The following is a 13,708-nucleotide window of genomic DNA, read 5'->3' on the forward strand; positions in this document are numbered from 1 at the left end:
AACTCGGCGACGGCGGCCTGGCGCTGCTTGCTCCATAGTGCGTACGTACCCATCAAGTCGTTGATGGATACGAGCATCCTAGGCGCGGCTCAGCGGATCAACATGACATGCCAGGACGCTTACAGATGTGCGGCTTCTTGCACTCTCGCGTCTGACTGGCTCATAGCGTGAGCCTGCGGAGATTGGTTGCTAATCAGTAGGCGGTATGACGATGAGCACACGAGCGCAAAGCACATCTGGGGACGTCAAACACCAGATAGCTGTCTCACCTGCTCTCTGAGTGTTTTAACCTCGTCGCGAAGGGCTTTCAACTCGGCCAGACGACCCTCTCTGGCAATCCGCGCAAGCCTGGCTTGGCTCGATGACGCGTAGCCATAGAACTGATCTGGATCGTCATGTCCAAGCTTCATTGCGGCGGCCGCGGCAATTGACCTGTTGCTTGTGTCGAGGCCGAGTTCACGCCGTTCAGCGAGTTCCTCGTCGACGAAGGTCGAAGCGAATTTGCCTCGCAAGATATGAGGTCCGATGCCTTTGTCGAAGCCGAGCGACCTGAACGCTCGTGAGATTACCTGGGTCATCGATCTCTCAAGGATGGGCTTGCCCGTCTTCTCCGAGAGAAAAAGCGCATTCTTATGTACCGACTTCAGAACCTTGTGCTCCATGACCCAAGGCTTCCAGTAGTTCTCGATGAACTCACAGATTCGATAGGCCAGGGCTAGCTCAATGCCGAACGTCTTTGTGTAGCTGAGCTTCTGCTTGGGAGGCCGCACAAGGTATTCGCCCTCCGCCGTTTCAATCTCGCTCATATCGAATTGATCTATGCGAAGTGAGCAGATGGACCCACGACGAAATCCAGCCGACTCCGCAATGTCGGCGAAGAGACTGTTGCGCTGTGCGACGAATGGATCAAACCGCTCGCTGAAGTAGGCCATGAGGTCACTCACATCTTTGTCCGTGACCACCGATCCTGCCGCGTTGTGCTTGGCGTTGCGCTTCCCAACCTTAAAGAGCAGCGGATACTTCTTTTCGCTCCCCGCAACCCACCTTCCGCCACTACGCTTTCGCACCACCTTTGATTCGATGATCGCAACGACCAGCCCTCGGCGGCCGATCGTCCCAACCGGCACCCGCCCGGTCTCTTGGAGCCACACGATCCATTGATAGATCCGCTCGAGCTTGACGTTCACGGTCTTCTTAGCTTGATCGTCGCCGCCGCGATGTGCCTTTGATTTCTTGACCTTCTTGAAGTTCTCTGCCTTGAACTTGCGAATCGTCGCATTGGATACGGACCGGAGAGGGGTACCCTCGTTCTGCAGAAATGTCCAGAACTCGACGAGGTGGTGCAGCCCCTGACCAACCGTCAGCGATGAGTTGCCACGCTCATCGATCTGATAGGTCGCGTAGTCGGTAAGTTCGCGAAGGATGCAATCCTTCTCCAGGTCATAGACCAGAAAGGCTGGGCATCCCTCCTGCACGGGAACCTCAGACACGATGTAGCGAGGGTTAGACATCCTTGCGAAGCACCCTAACGTTCGAAGGCGTCGACCGGACCAAGTCGGCATTTCGAGACCTGAGTTCCTGCAGAGCTTCCTCGTAAGCTTCGCGGATCGCCGTGAGCTCTTCGACCATGGAGTCGACCGTGGAATTCAATGCCACGATCTGGCGCCGAAGCTCTCCGTTCTCGGATGTCAATTGAAGCGCGTGCCGTTCGGCGATCTGACGCAACTGCAGGTGTACCTTCACCCGCTCGCGAGAACGATTTACCGAGAGCTCTCGAACTGGCGGTGTTGGGTTTGCCGCCGCTTTCACAAGGTCGGTGAGGGCTTTTGCGTCTTTCTGAAGTGAGCCGTGCTTCCTCAGCGTGTCATGCGCATTACTCGCAAACGATTCTTCGGCGCTAGCGCCTGTGAAGACCCACTTGTTGAACTTGTTCAGGCTCGTCGGCGCATCTTCGGTTAGCGTCCCATCCTTCAACATGGTGGCCAGGCGTTTGAGCTTGCGCTCGATGTTGACTCGCCCCTCGTCCGCATTCGCGAATGCCACTTTTGGCTTGGCCATCACTCGCCCCCCATTGACGCCGGCTCGGGTTGCGCCTTCTTCCGATAGAAGGCCACCAGTTGCTCTGTAGCCTCTAGCGCCTTTTGTTCAGCGCTGGTCTGAAGCGATGCCGGGCGCTGCGAAAGACGTTCACGCTGCCTGCTGAGGTCATCCTCAACGGCGACTCGATGCGTCTTCTTCATCTGGTGATATGGACAGGATCCGCACACCGTCGGGGACGCGAGCTCGCGAGCCAACTGCCCGCGCCGGAAACACCGTGCACCAGGTTTGGGCCCGCCGGCGTTGCAGTTGCCGTGGCGGAACGGGATCACCGAATGTCCCCTGTCGATCAGCACGCTCGACACCTTCTTTGCTGCCACCTTTAGATCAGCGTCGTCGTAGCTGATCCGTCCGAGCATCTTGCGCGCGAATCGCTGCACAAGGCGTGCAAACCCGCCGGCTACGGAGGCGCCGCCTTGCAGGATCTCCAGCACGTCGTCATGCAGCTTAACGCGGCCGTATTCCTTGACCTCCGCTGCCAGCTCAGCAGCCTGCGCGGCCCTTGCCTTCTTCGATTCGCCGCCGTCGCCCCACAGCTTCGCCGCGTGATGCGCAAGAGCACGGCTTGGGCCCTCGAGCACATAGTGCAGGGTCATCGCCAAGTCGAAGTGCGCCAGTTGTTGGGAAAGCGCGTACAGGTCCGCGTTCTCATAGCGATAGTGGAAGACCACGGCGTACGCCCGCCTAAACATGTGCGAGTTAGGTGCAATGTCGCTCCCAGAGCCAGTTGCGCGCTCACATAAGAGTCCAATCCCTGGATCGGACGAGTAGTCGTACCAAGTGGGCACGTCTTCTCGACCTCTCGGCGGCATGCAGAACACCTTCCTCATCCGGCCTGTCTGCTGTTGCCCTCCGTTGCGCCCCGCTTCACTCCAAGCAATGTCAGAGATGGCCTTGGCCGTCTTGAGCGCCTTGAAGGAGATCTCATTGATGTAAAACTGGCGATAGTCGCTGATCGTCTTCTCGCAGTAGAAGTAGGACTGGAAGAGGCTCAGTTCCTCATCGATGCACTCGAAGGCATCTGCATAAAGGCCCGTGGCCTTCGAAGCGACCTCGTCCTTCCGACGCCCATTGAAGACCCCCAACAGCACAAAGCATGCCGCCAGGAGCGTCCGCACGAGACCAAGCAGACCGAGACCGCGCTGCCAGTCACCAAGTCTGGCCACGGTAGCGACGCGGAAACCGAGCAGCTGTTCAAGTTGCCGGGCTTCTGGCGCCTCCAGTAGCCTCAGCATTCTCGATTCGTCGACCTCCTCCTGCTCGTATGGGGTCAGGTCTGAATAGACGTAGCCGACGAGTTTGACGATTGGGTCCGAGTAGATGGATACCCAGCGATAGGCCTCGCACATCAAAGCTGCGAGCTGGGCTGGATCGAAGTTCTCAGTGCGATTCTGGGCGGCGGCTGCTGCCGATTCTGCGAAGGCGTATGGCTTCGGATGCGCCACGCAGAGCGCGCGCATATCTTTCGGGAGCTCAACCAGATTATTTAGTTGAGTGATTAACGCGCTGATGCTTTTGACACCGGGCAACTCATCTGCGCGCGTCCTGTGAAGCTGACCGTGCACATCACCTCGACGGTACTCAATCCGTACCTGGCCCGGCCCCACATTGGCGCCCATCGCTGCGAGCAGGCTTTCGCAGCTGTACTCAATGACCCCTTGTTTCTTTCTTCTTCTAGATAACGCAAGGGTTCTCAGGTCAATGACCGAAGCGCGGCGTTCAAGATCTAACGCAAGGTACCAGCCACCCTTCACGAACTTGTCGAGCAGTGCTTCCCAGTGGCCGGGCGTCACCCACTTGAGGTGGTAAATCTCATGGAGCCAGAAGTACTCAAGCGCGCGGATGACCGTTCGCCCCAGGGTGACGGCGGTAGTGGCCGTGCTCTTCGTGTCTTGCTGCCTCAGCACGTAGGTATCGATGACTGCGACAACCACACGGGCGAGATCTGGGCGATCTTTGAGAAGCGTGACCGTTGGATGTAGCCGATTCGGCGGCAGGTACGCAGTTGCTAAGTCGATCGTCCTTTCGCCCGTTTCGTGGTTCTCCGGAAACTTGAGGCCCACCCCAACGACGTCATCCTTGAAGGTCAGCATCCGACACCTGATTTCGTACCCATACGCTGTGACTCGTGGAGTGTCGTCAGGCACCTCCCGCTCGGATGACGGGATGTAAGGTGTTTTGCGCTTAGCCATTGATCAGATGCCGGTAAGGGCCCTTCTTGAGGTACTCAACCAAGTACATGTTGAATTCCAGCCTTGGGACATGAATCTCTGCAAAGGCTTTCGGGTTCTCTGCGTACAGACGGTTCCAGTTGGCGTCGTAGTAGCGGCGCGTGAGCACGGCTTCTTCGACCCGCTCCCGATCAATGACGAGCTTCCGATTTGGGCATCCGCCGTCTTCGTGGCAATGCGCGCCATCGCAGACTCCACCGCTCAGCCAGGCGTCGTCGGAGGGTGTTGATGGATCCAGGCAGGACGTGCCGTCTCCGATCGGCATCAAGGGAATGCCCACGGGCTTCATCGTGATCCGCGCCGCGACCTCCACTTCCCACCGACGCTGGAATTCCAAGTTGATCGACGAATTGATCCGGCGGGTGATCAGATGGTCGATGTAGTCGCCAATGGTCGCGAAGGTGCTGTGGCCCGCAAGCTCCGCTGCGGCGATCGGACCTTCCTCAACACTGACCACGGTCAGCTTTTGGGTACGGATCATCTCGAACGAGAAGTACGGCAGCCCGTACCGGTCTCGAATCGTCTTCAGTGGTTTTTGAAGGTTGGAGATGGGCTGGCCTCGGCTGGCTTCGAAGTTGCTCTCTGAACTCAGCCATAGGCATTGCTCCTCGACATCGGCCCAGCCGCGCCGCACCAAGTGCTCAAGCCGGTCCAGCACCAAGCGGAGCGCCCGCGCAGCAGGGTTGTCATGACCCTCAATGAGGACCATTGGCGTGTCGTCGCCCGTCTTGTCCTTTACCGACTGGATCAGAAATCCGCCGGCGGGCAGCGGGCGCACGTCCTTCTTCCTCAGCTCAATTACTGCTCCCACGTTCCACGCCGTCGCAAGCTGAATCAAGACGATCGCCGCGATCAGAACTGTCTGGTGGGGGTAGTAGCGATATCGAAGACATCGTTGCAGATCCAGCGGCTCGATGCCCATTCGCTCTGCGAGCTCAGGGGCAAGGACGGCACCGCCTTTGTTGCGGGCGGCCTCAAACGGCGTTTCCAATCTGCTGTCGACTTGTAGGTAGTGCGCTACGAGCGCCCGACGTTGGTCGGCGCTGAGCGCCCGGACGTGATCAATGAGCCCCGTCTTGGGCAGGTTGTCGAGGAGCGCTTGAACGAACGCGGGACTCCAATCCTCGGCAAGGATTGCGTCTTGGACTGAACACGCCCTGTAGTACGTGTCGAGTTCGCGACAGCAAGCGTCTGAGATCGCATCAAGGTCCGCGTGCATTCGCTTGAGCTGCAGTTCCTTGAGTTCCTTGGGATTTGCGTGGGGTAAAGCGCCGAGCGGCGCGTCCTTGGCCTCTCCATCCTCGTAGCGCACGCCGTCGCTGATCAAAGGCCTCGGCGTATGGTCCCCGCGGCCCTTAGGCCGAAACGCCATGCTGGCGCGCGCCAGAGCGCCGTCCGGTCGCAGCTCGAGAAGGTGGTTGCTGAGGAACTTCCGCGTCGTTGCCGAGCGCAGCGCCCCTCGATCCTGTCCTCAAAGCCTATGGAACGTGTCGTCGATGTCCATGTAGAGGTCTCGCACGTTCTCCATTTCCAAGGCCTGGATTGGAATTTTTGCGAACGCGCTCCAACTTGGCACTTCGGCCAGTCCAGGAAGCCCGAATGACAGTACGTCCCACGTCGTGAGGTGGGTCGGTTCAAGATCGGTGTCGATTGCGAACTGCTCTAGCGCCGGCCACAGCCAGTTCATCACCACGGGTTGCCAGTCGTCGAATGCGACGTCAACATCCTTGAGGGTGATTCGGCCGTAGCGTTTTGAGTAAAACTTCAGAGTGATCTTTTTGACCATCTATCCCTCACGTTCATGGTAAGCCCTGGAAGCTCTTCACCCATGAGGCGGCTACCCAGCACGAACGTAAATCCTACATAGTGCATGACGGTCAACCTGGCCCCGGCAGACCTGCCCAAGGAAGGCGCACGCTTCGACCTCCCCATCGCCCTGGGATTGCTGGCCGCCAGCGGCCAGATCGAGGCGGGCCCCCTGGCTTGCCTGGAATGCGCAGGCGAGCTGTCCCTGGCCGGTGAGCTGCGGCCGGTGCGCGGCGCCCTGGCCATGGCCCTGGCCCTGCGCCAGCAGGCCCTGCCGCGCCAGCTCCTGCTGCCACCGGGCAGCGCGGCCGAGGCCGCACTGGTGGGCGGGGTGGACGTGCGCCAGGCCGGCCATCTGCTGGACGTGGTTCGGGCCCTGCTACCGCACTCGCAGGAACCCCTGCCCAGAGCCGACGGGCCGGCACAGGCCACGTGCCACTCGGCAGACGACGCTCCCCTGGACCTGCGGGACATCAAGGGGCAGGCCGTCCCCAAGCGGGCCCTGGAGATCGCGGCGGCCGGTGGGCACAGCCTGCTGCTGGTGGGCCCCCCGGGCTCCGGCAAATCCATGCTGGCCCAGCGCCTGGCCGGCCTGCTGCCAGCCATGGACGAAGCCCAGGCCCTGGAAAGCGCCGCCACTCTGAGTCTGGCCGGCCAGTTCCGCCCCGCCGCCTGGGGCCGGCGGCCCCTGCGCGCGCCGCATCACAGCGCCTCGGCCGTGGCCCTGGTGGGCGGCGGCTCGCCGCCGCGCCCCGGCGAGATTTCGCTGGCCCACCAGGGGGTTCTGTTTCTGGATGAGCTCCCCGAATTCCATCGCAGCGCCCTGGAGGCCCTGCGCGAGCCCCTGGAGACCGGCCGCATCCTCATCGCCCGGGCCGCGCGCCAGGCGGAATTCCCCGCCCGCTTCCACTTGGTGGCCGCCATGAACCCCTGCGCCTGCGGCTTCCATGGGCAGTCCGGGGCGCGCCAGTGCCGCTGCACACCCGACCAAGTCGCCCGCTACCAGGGTCGGCTCAGCGGCCCCTTGCTGGACCGCATCGACATGATGGTGGAGGTACCCGCCCTGCCGCCCGAGCTGCTCGCCGCCGCCGCGGACGGTGACGACAGCACCACCGTGGCCCGGCGGGTGCAGCAGGCCCGCGAGCGCCAGCACGCCCGGCAGGACTGCACCAACGCCCAACTGAGCCCACCCCAGCTGGACCGCCACGCCCAGGCCGATGCGGCGGCCCAGGCCCTGCTGGAGCGCAGCATCGCCGCGCTGGGCTGGTCCGCTCGCGCCCAGCACCGCCTGCTGCGGGTGGCGCGCAGCATTGCCGACCTGTCCGGGGAAAACACCATCCAGAAGGCCCATGTGGCCGAGGCGGTGCAGCTGCGGCGGGCGCTGGCGAGGGCCTGAGACGCCGGGCGCCAGGCGCCGCCCGCGAGCGGCCGCGCGCAGGGGCGCAGGGGCGCAGGTCTGCTGCCTGAAACCCGCTTGTATCCAGCCCGCGTGAAGCCTGGGACACAATGCCCACGAGCGACGATCCGGGACTCCCAGGCCCACGGCGCCCCGCACCCGCACCCCGCACCCGCCCCATGGACGCCTCCCCATGAAGACCTTCGGCTGGGCCCTCGTCGGCCCCGGCAAGATCGCGCGGCGCTTTGCCCACGCCCTCAGCGCCCTGCCCGGCAGCCGCCTCGTCGCCATTCACGGTCGCGACGCAGCGCGCGCCACGGCCTTTGCCCATCAGTGCCAGGACCAGTGGCCCGACCCGGCCGGCGCACCGCGTGTCAGCCCCGACCTGAGCGCCCTGCTGGCCGACCCGGCCGTCGACGCCGTCTACATCGCCACCCCCCACGCCCAGCACGGCGCCCCCGTCCGAGCCGCCTTGCTGGCCGGCAAGCCCGTACTCTGCGAGAAGCCGCTGGTGCCCTGCCGCGCCGAGGGTGAGGCCCTGGTGGCACTGGCGCGCGAACGCGGCGTCTTCCTGATGGAGGCCGTCTGGACGCGCTTCCTCCCAGCCTACGAGGTGCTGGGCAGCTGCTTGCGGGCCCAGGCCATCGGCCCGCTGCGGGCCCTCGAATCGAGCTTCTGCTTCCCGGCCCCCTACGATCCCCACAGCCGACTCTTCGACCCGGCGCTGGCCGGCGGCGCCCTGCTGGACATCGGCCTCTACAACCTCACCGCAACGCGATGGGTGCTGGAGCAGGCCCTGGGCCACGTCCCCGAGCTTCAGCGTCTGGACGTCCAAGGCCTGCTGGCGCCCACCGGCGTGGACCTGCGGGTGCAAGGCCTGCTGGGCTTCGAGGGCGGGGTCATGGCGCAGTTCCTCTGCGGCCTGGATGCCAGCGCGCCCAATGCGCTGACCATCCTGGGCGAGCGCGGCTCCATCAGCCTGCCGCGCAACTTCTGGGAAAGCCAGCAACTGGTCCTGCGCCCTCAGGGCCAGGCCGAGCAGTGGGTGGACGCCCCTTGGCGCATCAACGGCTTCGAGGGAGAGATCGAGGAGGCGCAGGCCTGCATCCGGGCCGGCATCATCGAAAGCCCGCGCATGCGGCACACCGAGTCCCTGGCCATCCTCGGCTGGATGGACCGCATCCGCGCGCAGCTGGGCGTGCGCTACCCCTTCGAGCCAGCCCCTCCCCTGCCCTGAGCCCCGGGCCGTCCGCTGTGGCTGCGACCCTACAGGCAAGGCTGGCCGAACGCGGCACGGCGGAATGAAGACCGTCCAGGCCGCGGGCTTGTGGAATGATGCGCGCAGAAAAAACTGCGAGGGACACTGCCATGAGCCTGCTGCGAGCATGGCTGGTACTGCTGATGCTGTGGCTGGCCTGCCTGGGCCTGCTGATGTGGCTGCGATCGCTGAGCCGACGCCAGGCCATCGCCTGGCTGCAGTGGCTGCGCTGGGCGGGCATCGGCGCCGTGCTGGCGGGCGTCCTGGCCGCAGCGACGATTCATTTCTTCTGAGAGGGAACCATGAAAGCACAAGAGAGACGTATCCGCCCCGTGACCCTGGGCCTGCTGCTGGCCGCGGCCGCACTGAGCGCCTGCACACGCATCGAGACCGGCGAGGTCGGCCTGCGCGTGGGCATCGACAAGCAGATCAGCGGCGCCGAGCTGATGCCCGGCAGCTTCAACCAGACCCTGTTCGGCGAGGTGCTGACCTTCCCGGTGCGCGACATCGCCGTCGTCCTGGACAACAAGAACCCGCTCACCTCGGACAACAGCACGCTCAAGGACTTCGACCTGACGCTGGTCTACTCCATCAGCCCCAGCAGCGTGTCCGACCTGTGGGGCAGCAAGAGCCGCAGCTTCCACACCTTCAACAGGGACGAGCGCGACTGGATCCTCATGCACAGCTACATGACCACGGTGGCCAACAACGCCGCCTACAAGGCCGTGCGTGAGTACAAGGCCCTCTCGGTGGCAGACAACCGCCAGAAGATCGAGCAGGAGATCAAGCGCATCGTCACCGAGACCCTGGCCTCGGAGAAGCTGGACCAGGCCCTGACCGTCAGCCTGGTGCAGGTGCGCAATGTGCTGCCGGCGGACGACATCATCGCCTCGGCCAATGCCGTGGTCACCGCGCAGAACGCGCTGCGGGCCAAGGAGATCGAGGTGGAGACGGCCAAGAAGGAGGCCGAGCGCATTGCCGCGCTCAATGCCAACAGCAAGGCCATCGAGTACATGAATGCCCAGGCCCAGCTGAAGATCGCCGAAGGCATCGCGGCGGGCAAGGTGAACACCATCGTCGTGCCCTACGACTTCAAGGGCATCGTCAACGCCAACAGCCGCTGAACAGCGGCGACGAGCCTGACTGGCTCAGGACCTGAGCCAGTCCCGCCCCCAGCGAGGCGGCAAGACAAAGGCGGCCGACAGGCCGCCTTTGCCGTTCATGGAAGGGCGGTGACTCAGCGCTCGCGGCGCTCGATACGCCCGTCCCGCACCACCACGACGTCACCGGCACGCAGGCCGGGATCCTGGCCCTGCTCCAGCCGCTGGGTGCTGCCATCGGCATGACTCAGGCGCACGATCCAGACACGGTGCGACTTCTGGCGCTTCTCGATCTCGTTGCCGGCATAGCCGCCCGCCACGGCGCCGCCGATGGTGGCGATCTTCTTGCCAGTGCCTCCGCCCACCTGATTGCCCAGGAGGCCACCCAGCACCGCGCCGCCCACGGCGCCGATGCCGCTGGCCTTGCCCTGGCGGGTTTCCTCATGGACCTCGACCACGCGCGCGCACTCGCCGCACAGCGCGGGGCTGGACGAGGCCGAGGTGGCGGGCGGGCGGCCCGGCTCGGCAGCCTTGACGGTGCCTGGCGCAGAGCGGGCATCGGCTGCGGCCTGCTTGAGCGGCGGCTGCGGGCTGCTGCCGGCATCGCTATCCGCGACGGGAGCGGCCACCGAGGTCGGCGCCACTGCGGGCGAAGAGGCCCGGCCCACGGCAAAGGCACCGGCCAGCAGGACGCCGGCGCCCAGCACGCCGGCAACGATTTGACTGGAAGAGAAAGGTATTTTCATGAGGCTCCGCGAGCCGCGCCACAGAAGGGACGGGCCGCTTACCAAGAATGCCACGCGAGCCGATTCGGCCGACAAGCGAACCGGTCACAGTTGTAAGAGAGCGTTCCGCCGCGGACCTCAGCCCAGCAGGGGCGCCAGCGCGCGCTGGGCGGCAGCTTCGTCGAGGGCGCAGCGGGCGGCCCAGTCCTTCAGCTGGTCCTCGCCGATGCGGCCAACGTTGAAGTAGCTGGCCTCAGGGTGGGCGAAGTAGAAGCCGCTGACACTGGCGGCCGGTGTCATGGCCATGGATTCGGTCAGGCCCATGCCGATGGCCTCGGGGGCCAGCACGCGGAAGAGGTCTTTCTTGACGAGGTGATCCGGGCAGGCGGGATAGCCGGGCGCAGGGCGGATGCCGCGGTACTGCTCGGCGATCAGGGCCTCGTTGTCCAGTTGTTCTTCATCCGCATAGCCCCAGAACTCCTTGCGCACGCGCTGGTGCAAGCGCTCGGCCAGGGCCTCGGCCAGGCGGTCAGCCAGGGCCTTGAGCATGATGGCGGAGTAGTCGTCATGGTCGGCCAGGAACTGCGCTTCCTTCTTGTCGCAGCCGAGGCCGGCGGTGACGGCAAAGAGTCCCACGTAGTCGGGCACGCTTCCCTTGGGTGCGATGAAATCGGCCAGGCAGCGGTTGGGGCGCATCACGCCATCCACCACCGGCCGCTCCGACTGCATGCGCAGGCCGCGCCAGGTCATCAGCACCTCGCTGCGGGATTCGTCGCGGTAGATCTCGATGTCGTCGTCATTCACCTGCGCGGCCGGGTAGAGGCCGAAGACCGCGTTGGCGGTGAGCCAGCGACCGTCGATGAGGCGCTGCAGCATGCGCTTGCCGTCGCTGAACACGCGCTGTGCCTCGGTGCCCACGATCTCGTCCTTGAGGATGGCCGGGAAGGGGCCGGCCAGGTCCCAGGTCTGGAAGAAGGGACCCCAGTCAATGCAGGACGCCAGCTCGGCGAGGTCGACATTGCGCAGCTCGCGGCGGCCCAGGAACTTGGGCACGGGCGGGGTGTAGGCGGCAAAGTCCAGGCGCTGCTTGTTGGCGCGGGCCTGGGCCAGGCTCACCAGCGGCGTCTGCTTCTTGCTGGCATGCAGGTCGCGGACCTTGTCGTAGTCGGCCTTGAGCTCGTCGATGAAGCGCGTGGCGCGCTCGTCGGACAGCAGATCCGAACACACGCCCACCGAGCGCGACGCATCAGGGACGTAGACCACCGGGCCCTCGTAGTGCGGCGAGATCTTCACCGCCGTGTGCACCCGGCTGCAGGTGGCGCCGCCGATGAGCAGGGGGATCTTCTTCATGCGGAAGTACTCGTCGCGCTGCATCTCGGCGGCAACGTGCTGCATCTCCTCCAGGCTCGGCGTGATCAGGCCGGACAGGCCGATGATGTCCGCCCCTTCCACCTTGGCGCGGGCGAGGATGTCCTGGCAGGGGACCATCACGCCCATGTTCACCACCTCGAAGTTGTTGCACTGCAGGACCACGGTGACGATGTTCTTGCCGATGTCGTGCACATCGCCCTTGACGGTGGCGATGACGATCTTGCCCTTGGGCTTGACATCCCCACCCGCAGCGGCGAGCTGGCGCTTTTCCTCCTCGATATAGGGCACGAGGTGGGCCACGGCCTGCTTCATCACGCGGGCGCTCTTGACCACCTGGGGCAGGAACATCTTGCCCTGGCCGAAGAGGTCCCCCACGATGTTCATGCCGGCCATCAGCGGGCCCTCGATCACGTGCAGGGGCCGGCCGCCGCTGGCGCGTATGGCCTGCCAGCATTCCTCGGTGTCCTCGGTGATGAAGTCGGTGATGCCATGCACCAGAGCGTGCGAGAGCCGCTCCTCGACCGTACCGGCACGCCAGGCCAGGCGGGCGCTGTCGTCCTTGGCCGCGCCCTTGGCGCTCTCGGCAACCTCGATGAGGCGCTCGCCCGCGTCCGGGCGGCGGTTGAGCACCACATCCTCGACCCGCTCGCGCAGCACGGGCTCCAGCTCGTCATAGACGCCCACCATGCCGGCATTGACGATGCCCATGTCCATGCCCGCCTGGATGGCGTGGTAGAGGAAGACGGTGTGGATGGCCTCGCGCACCGGGTCGTTGCCGCGGAAGCTGAAGGAGACGTTGGACACCCCGCCCGAGACCTTGGCGCCGGGCAGATTGGCCTTGATCCAGCGCGTGGCCTCGATGAAGTCGACGGCGTAGTTGTCGTGCTCCTCGATGCCGGTGGCGATGGCGAAGATGTTGGGGTCGAAGATGATGTCCTCGGGCGCGAAGCCCACCTCCTCCACCAGGATGCGGTAGGCGCGCTGGCAGATCTCGGTCTTGCGCTGGAAGGTGTCGGCCTGGCCCTTTTCGTCGAAGGCCATCACCACGGCCGCGGCGCCGTAGCGACGCACCAGCGTGGCCTGGCGCTTGAACTCGGCCTCGCCTTCCTTCAGCGAGATGGAGTTGACGATGCCCTTGCCCTGGATGCACTTCAGCCCGGCCTCGATCACCTCCCACTTGGAGGAGTCGATCATGATGGGCACGCGCGCGATCTCGGGCTCGGAGGCGATGAGGTTGAGGAAGCGCACCATGGCGGCCTTGCTGTCCAGCATGGCCTCGTCCATGTTGATGTCGATGATCTGCGCGCCGTTCTCCACCTGCTGGCGGGCCACGGACAACGCGTCCTCGTAGCGCCCCTCCAGGATCATGCGGGCGAAGGCCTTGGAGCCGGTCACATTGGTGCGCTCGCCCACGTTGACGAAGAGCGTGCCCTGGCCGATCTCCACGGGCTCCAGGCCCGAGAGCTTCATGGGCTGGACGACGGTGCTGGACGGTGTGGACATGGGGACCTCGGCGATGCGAAAGCTGCAGCCTTCTTGCTGCAGGGGGCCGGGGCAGGACTCACCTCGGCCGCCAGGGATTGGGGACTCGGTGAGCGTCGTTGGCAGGGCAGCCCCAGTTCCTGGGCCACCGGGTTCGAGCCTGGCGCTGACCGGCGGACGCCGGTCGGGGCGTCGCAACGCTCCTCGAACGTGCCGGATTTTACGCACTCGCAGGGTTTACG

The 13,708-nt window shown here is 64.5% G+C and carries 11 protein-coding genes and 1 riboswitch; of the genes, 4 read left to right on the forward strand and 7 right to left on the reverse strand.

Features of this window, described 5'->3' with window-relative positions; genetic code table 11:
* Window positions 1–245 precede the first annotated feature (245 nt).
* The 5 genes from ACS5PK_RS13440 to ACS5PK_RS13460 form a co-directional block, all read right to left on the reverse strand.
* On the reverse strand, window positions 246–1,490 hold the full coding sequence (locus ACS5PK_RS13440; protein WP_439440761.1) for a tyrosine-type recombinase/integrase: 1,245 nt from the start codon (window positions 1,488–1,490) through the stop codon (window positions 246–248).
* A gap of 13 nt (window positions 1,491–1,503) precedes the next feature.
* Entirely contained in the window at window positions 1,504–2,058 is a 555-nt protein-coding gene (locus ACS5PK_RS13445) for a hypothetical protein (protein ID WP_439440762.1), read from the reverse strand.
* The gene (locus tag ACS5PK_RS13450) at window positions 2,058–4,190 is read right to left on the reverse strand and encodes a hypothetical protein (protein ID WP_439440763.1); all 2,133 of its coding nucleotides are present in this window, start codon (window positions 4,188–4,190) and stop codon (window positions 2,058–2,060) included. Before ACS5PK_RS13450 ends, ACS5PK_RS13445 begins: the two co-directional genes overlap by 1 nt.
* Window positions 4,191–4,281: 91 nt before the next feature.
* Window positions 4,282–5,640, reverse strand: coding sequence for a hypothetical protein (locus ACS5PK_RS13455; RefSeq protein WP_439440764.1), 1,359 nt, complete (start codon window positions 5,638–5,640; stop codon window positions 4,282–4,284).
* Between the two features lie 159 nt (window positions 5,641–5,799).
* Window positions 5,800–6,114, reverse strand: coding sequence for a hypothetical protein (locus ACS5PK_RS13460; RefSeq protein WP_439440765.1), 315 nt, complete (start codon window positions 6,112–6,114; stop codon window positions 5,800–5,802).
* An 84-nt stretch (window positions 6,115–6,198) separates the two neighbouring features.
* On the opposite strand from ACS5PK_RS13460, the gene ACS5PK_RS13465 reads away from it, so the two are divergent.
* The 4 genes from ACS5PK_RS13465 (at window position 6,199) to ACS5PK_RS13480 (ending at window position 9,912) form a co-directional block, all read left to right on the forward strand.
* Entirely contained in the window at window positions 6,199–7,530 is a 1,332-nt protein-coding gene (locus tag ACS5PK_RS13465; protein WP_439440766.1) for a YifB family Mg chelatase-like AAA ATPase, read from the forward strand.
* A gap of 193 nt (window positions 7,531–7,723) precedes the next feature.
* On the forward strand, window positions 7,724–8,767 hold the full coding sequence (locus ACS5PK_RS13470) for a Gfo/Idh/MocA family protein (RefSeq protein WP_439440767.1): 1,044 nt from the start codon (window positions 7,724–7,726) through the stop codon (window positions 8,765–8,767).
* A gap of 131 nt (window positions 8,768–8,898) precedes the next feature.
* Window positions 8,899–9,081 carry a hypothetical protein gene (locus ACS5PK_RS13475; RefSeq protein WP_439440768.1) on the forward strand — a complete coding sequence of 61 codons (183 nt, stop codon included), beginning with the start codon at window positions 8,899–8,901 and terminating at the stop codon, window positions 9,079–9,081.
* A 9-nt stretch (window positions 9,082–9,090) separates the two neighbouring features.
* On the forward strand, window positions 9,091–9,912 hold the full coding sequence (locus ACS5PK_RS13480; RefSeq protein ID WP_439440769.1) for an SPFH domain-containing protein: 822 nt from the start codon (window positions 9,091–9,093) through the stop codon (window positions 9,910–9,912).
* 113 nt (window positions 9,913–10,025) lie between these two features.
* Here ACS5PK_RS13480 and ACS5PK_RS13485 read toward each other — a convergent pair whose 3' ends face one another.
* Window positions 10,026–10,634 (reverse strand): glycine zipper 2TM domain-containing protein, encoded by a 609-nt coding sequence (locus tag ACS5PK_RS13485; RefSeq protein WP_439440770.1) that lies wholly within the window; start codon window positions 10,632–10,634, stop codon window positions 10,026–10,028.
* A gap of 117 nt (window positions 10,635–10,751) precedes the next feature.
* Entirely contained in the window at window positions 10,752–13,487 is a 2,736-nt protein-coding gene (gene metH / locus ACS5PK_RS13490; RefSeq protein WP_439440771.1) for a methionine synthase, read from the reverse strand.
* An 83-nt stretch (window positions 13,488–13,570) separates the two neighbouring features.
* A riboswitch (S-adenosyl-L-homocysteine riboswitch) is annotated at window positions 13,571–13,678 on the reverse strand.
* Window positions 13,679–13,708: the final 30 nt, after the last annotated feature.

Source organism: Roseateles sp. DB2 (genome assembly GCF_051857535.1).
Lineage (GTDB): Bacteria > Pseudomonadota > Gammaproteobacteria > Burkholderiales > Burkholderiaceae_C > Roseateles_B.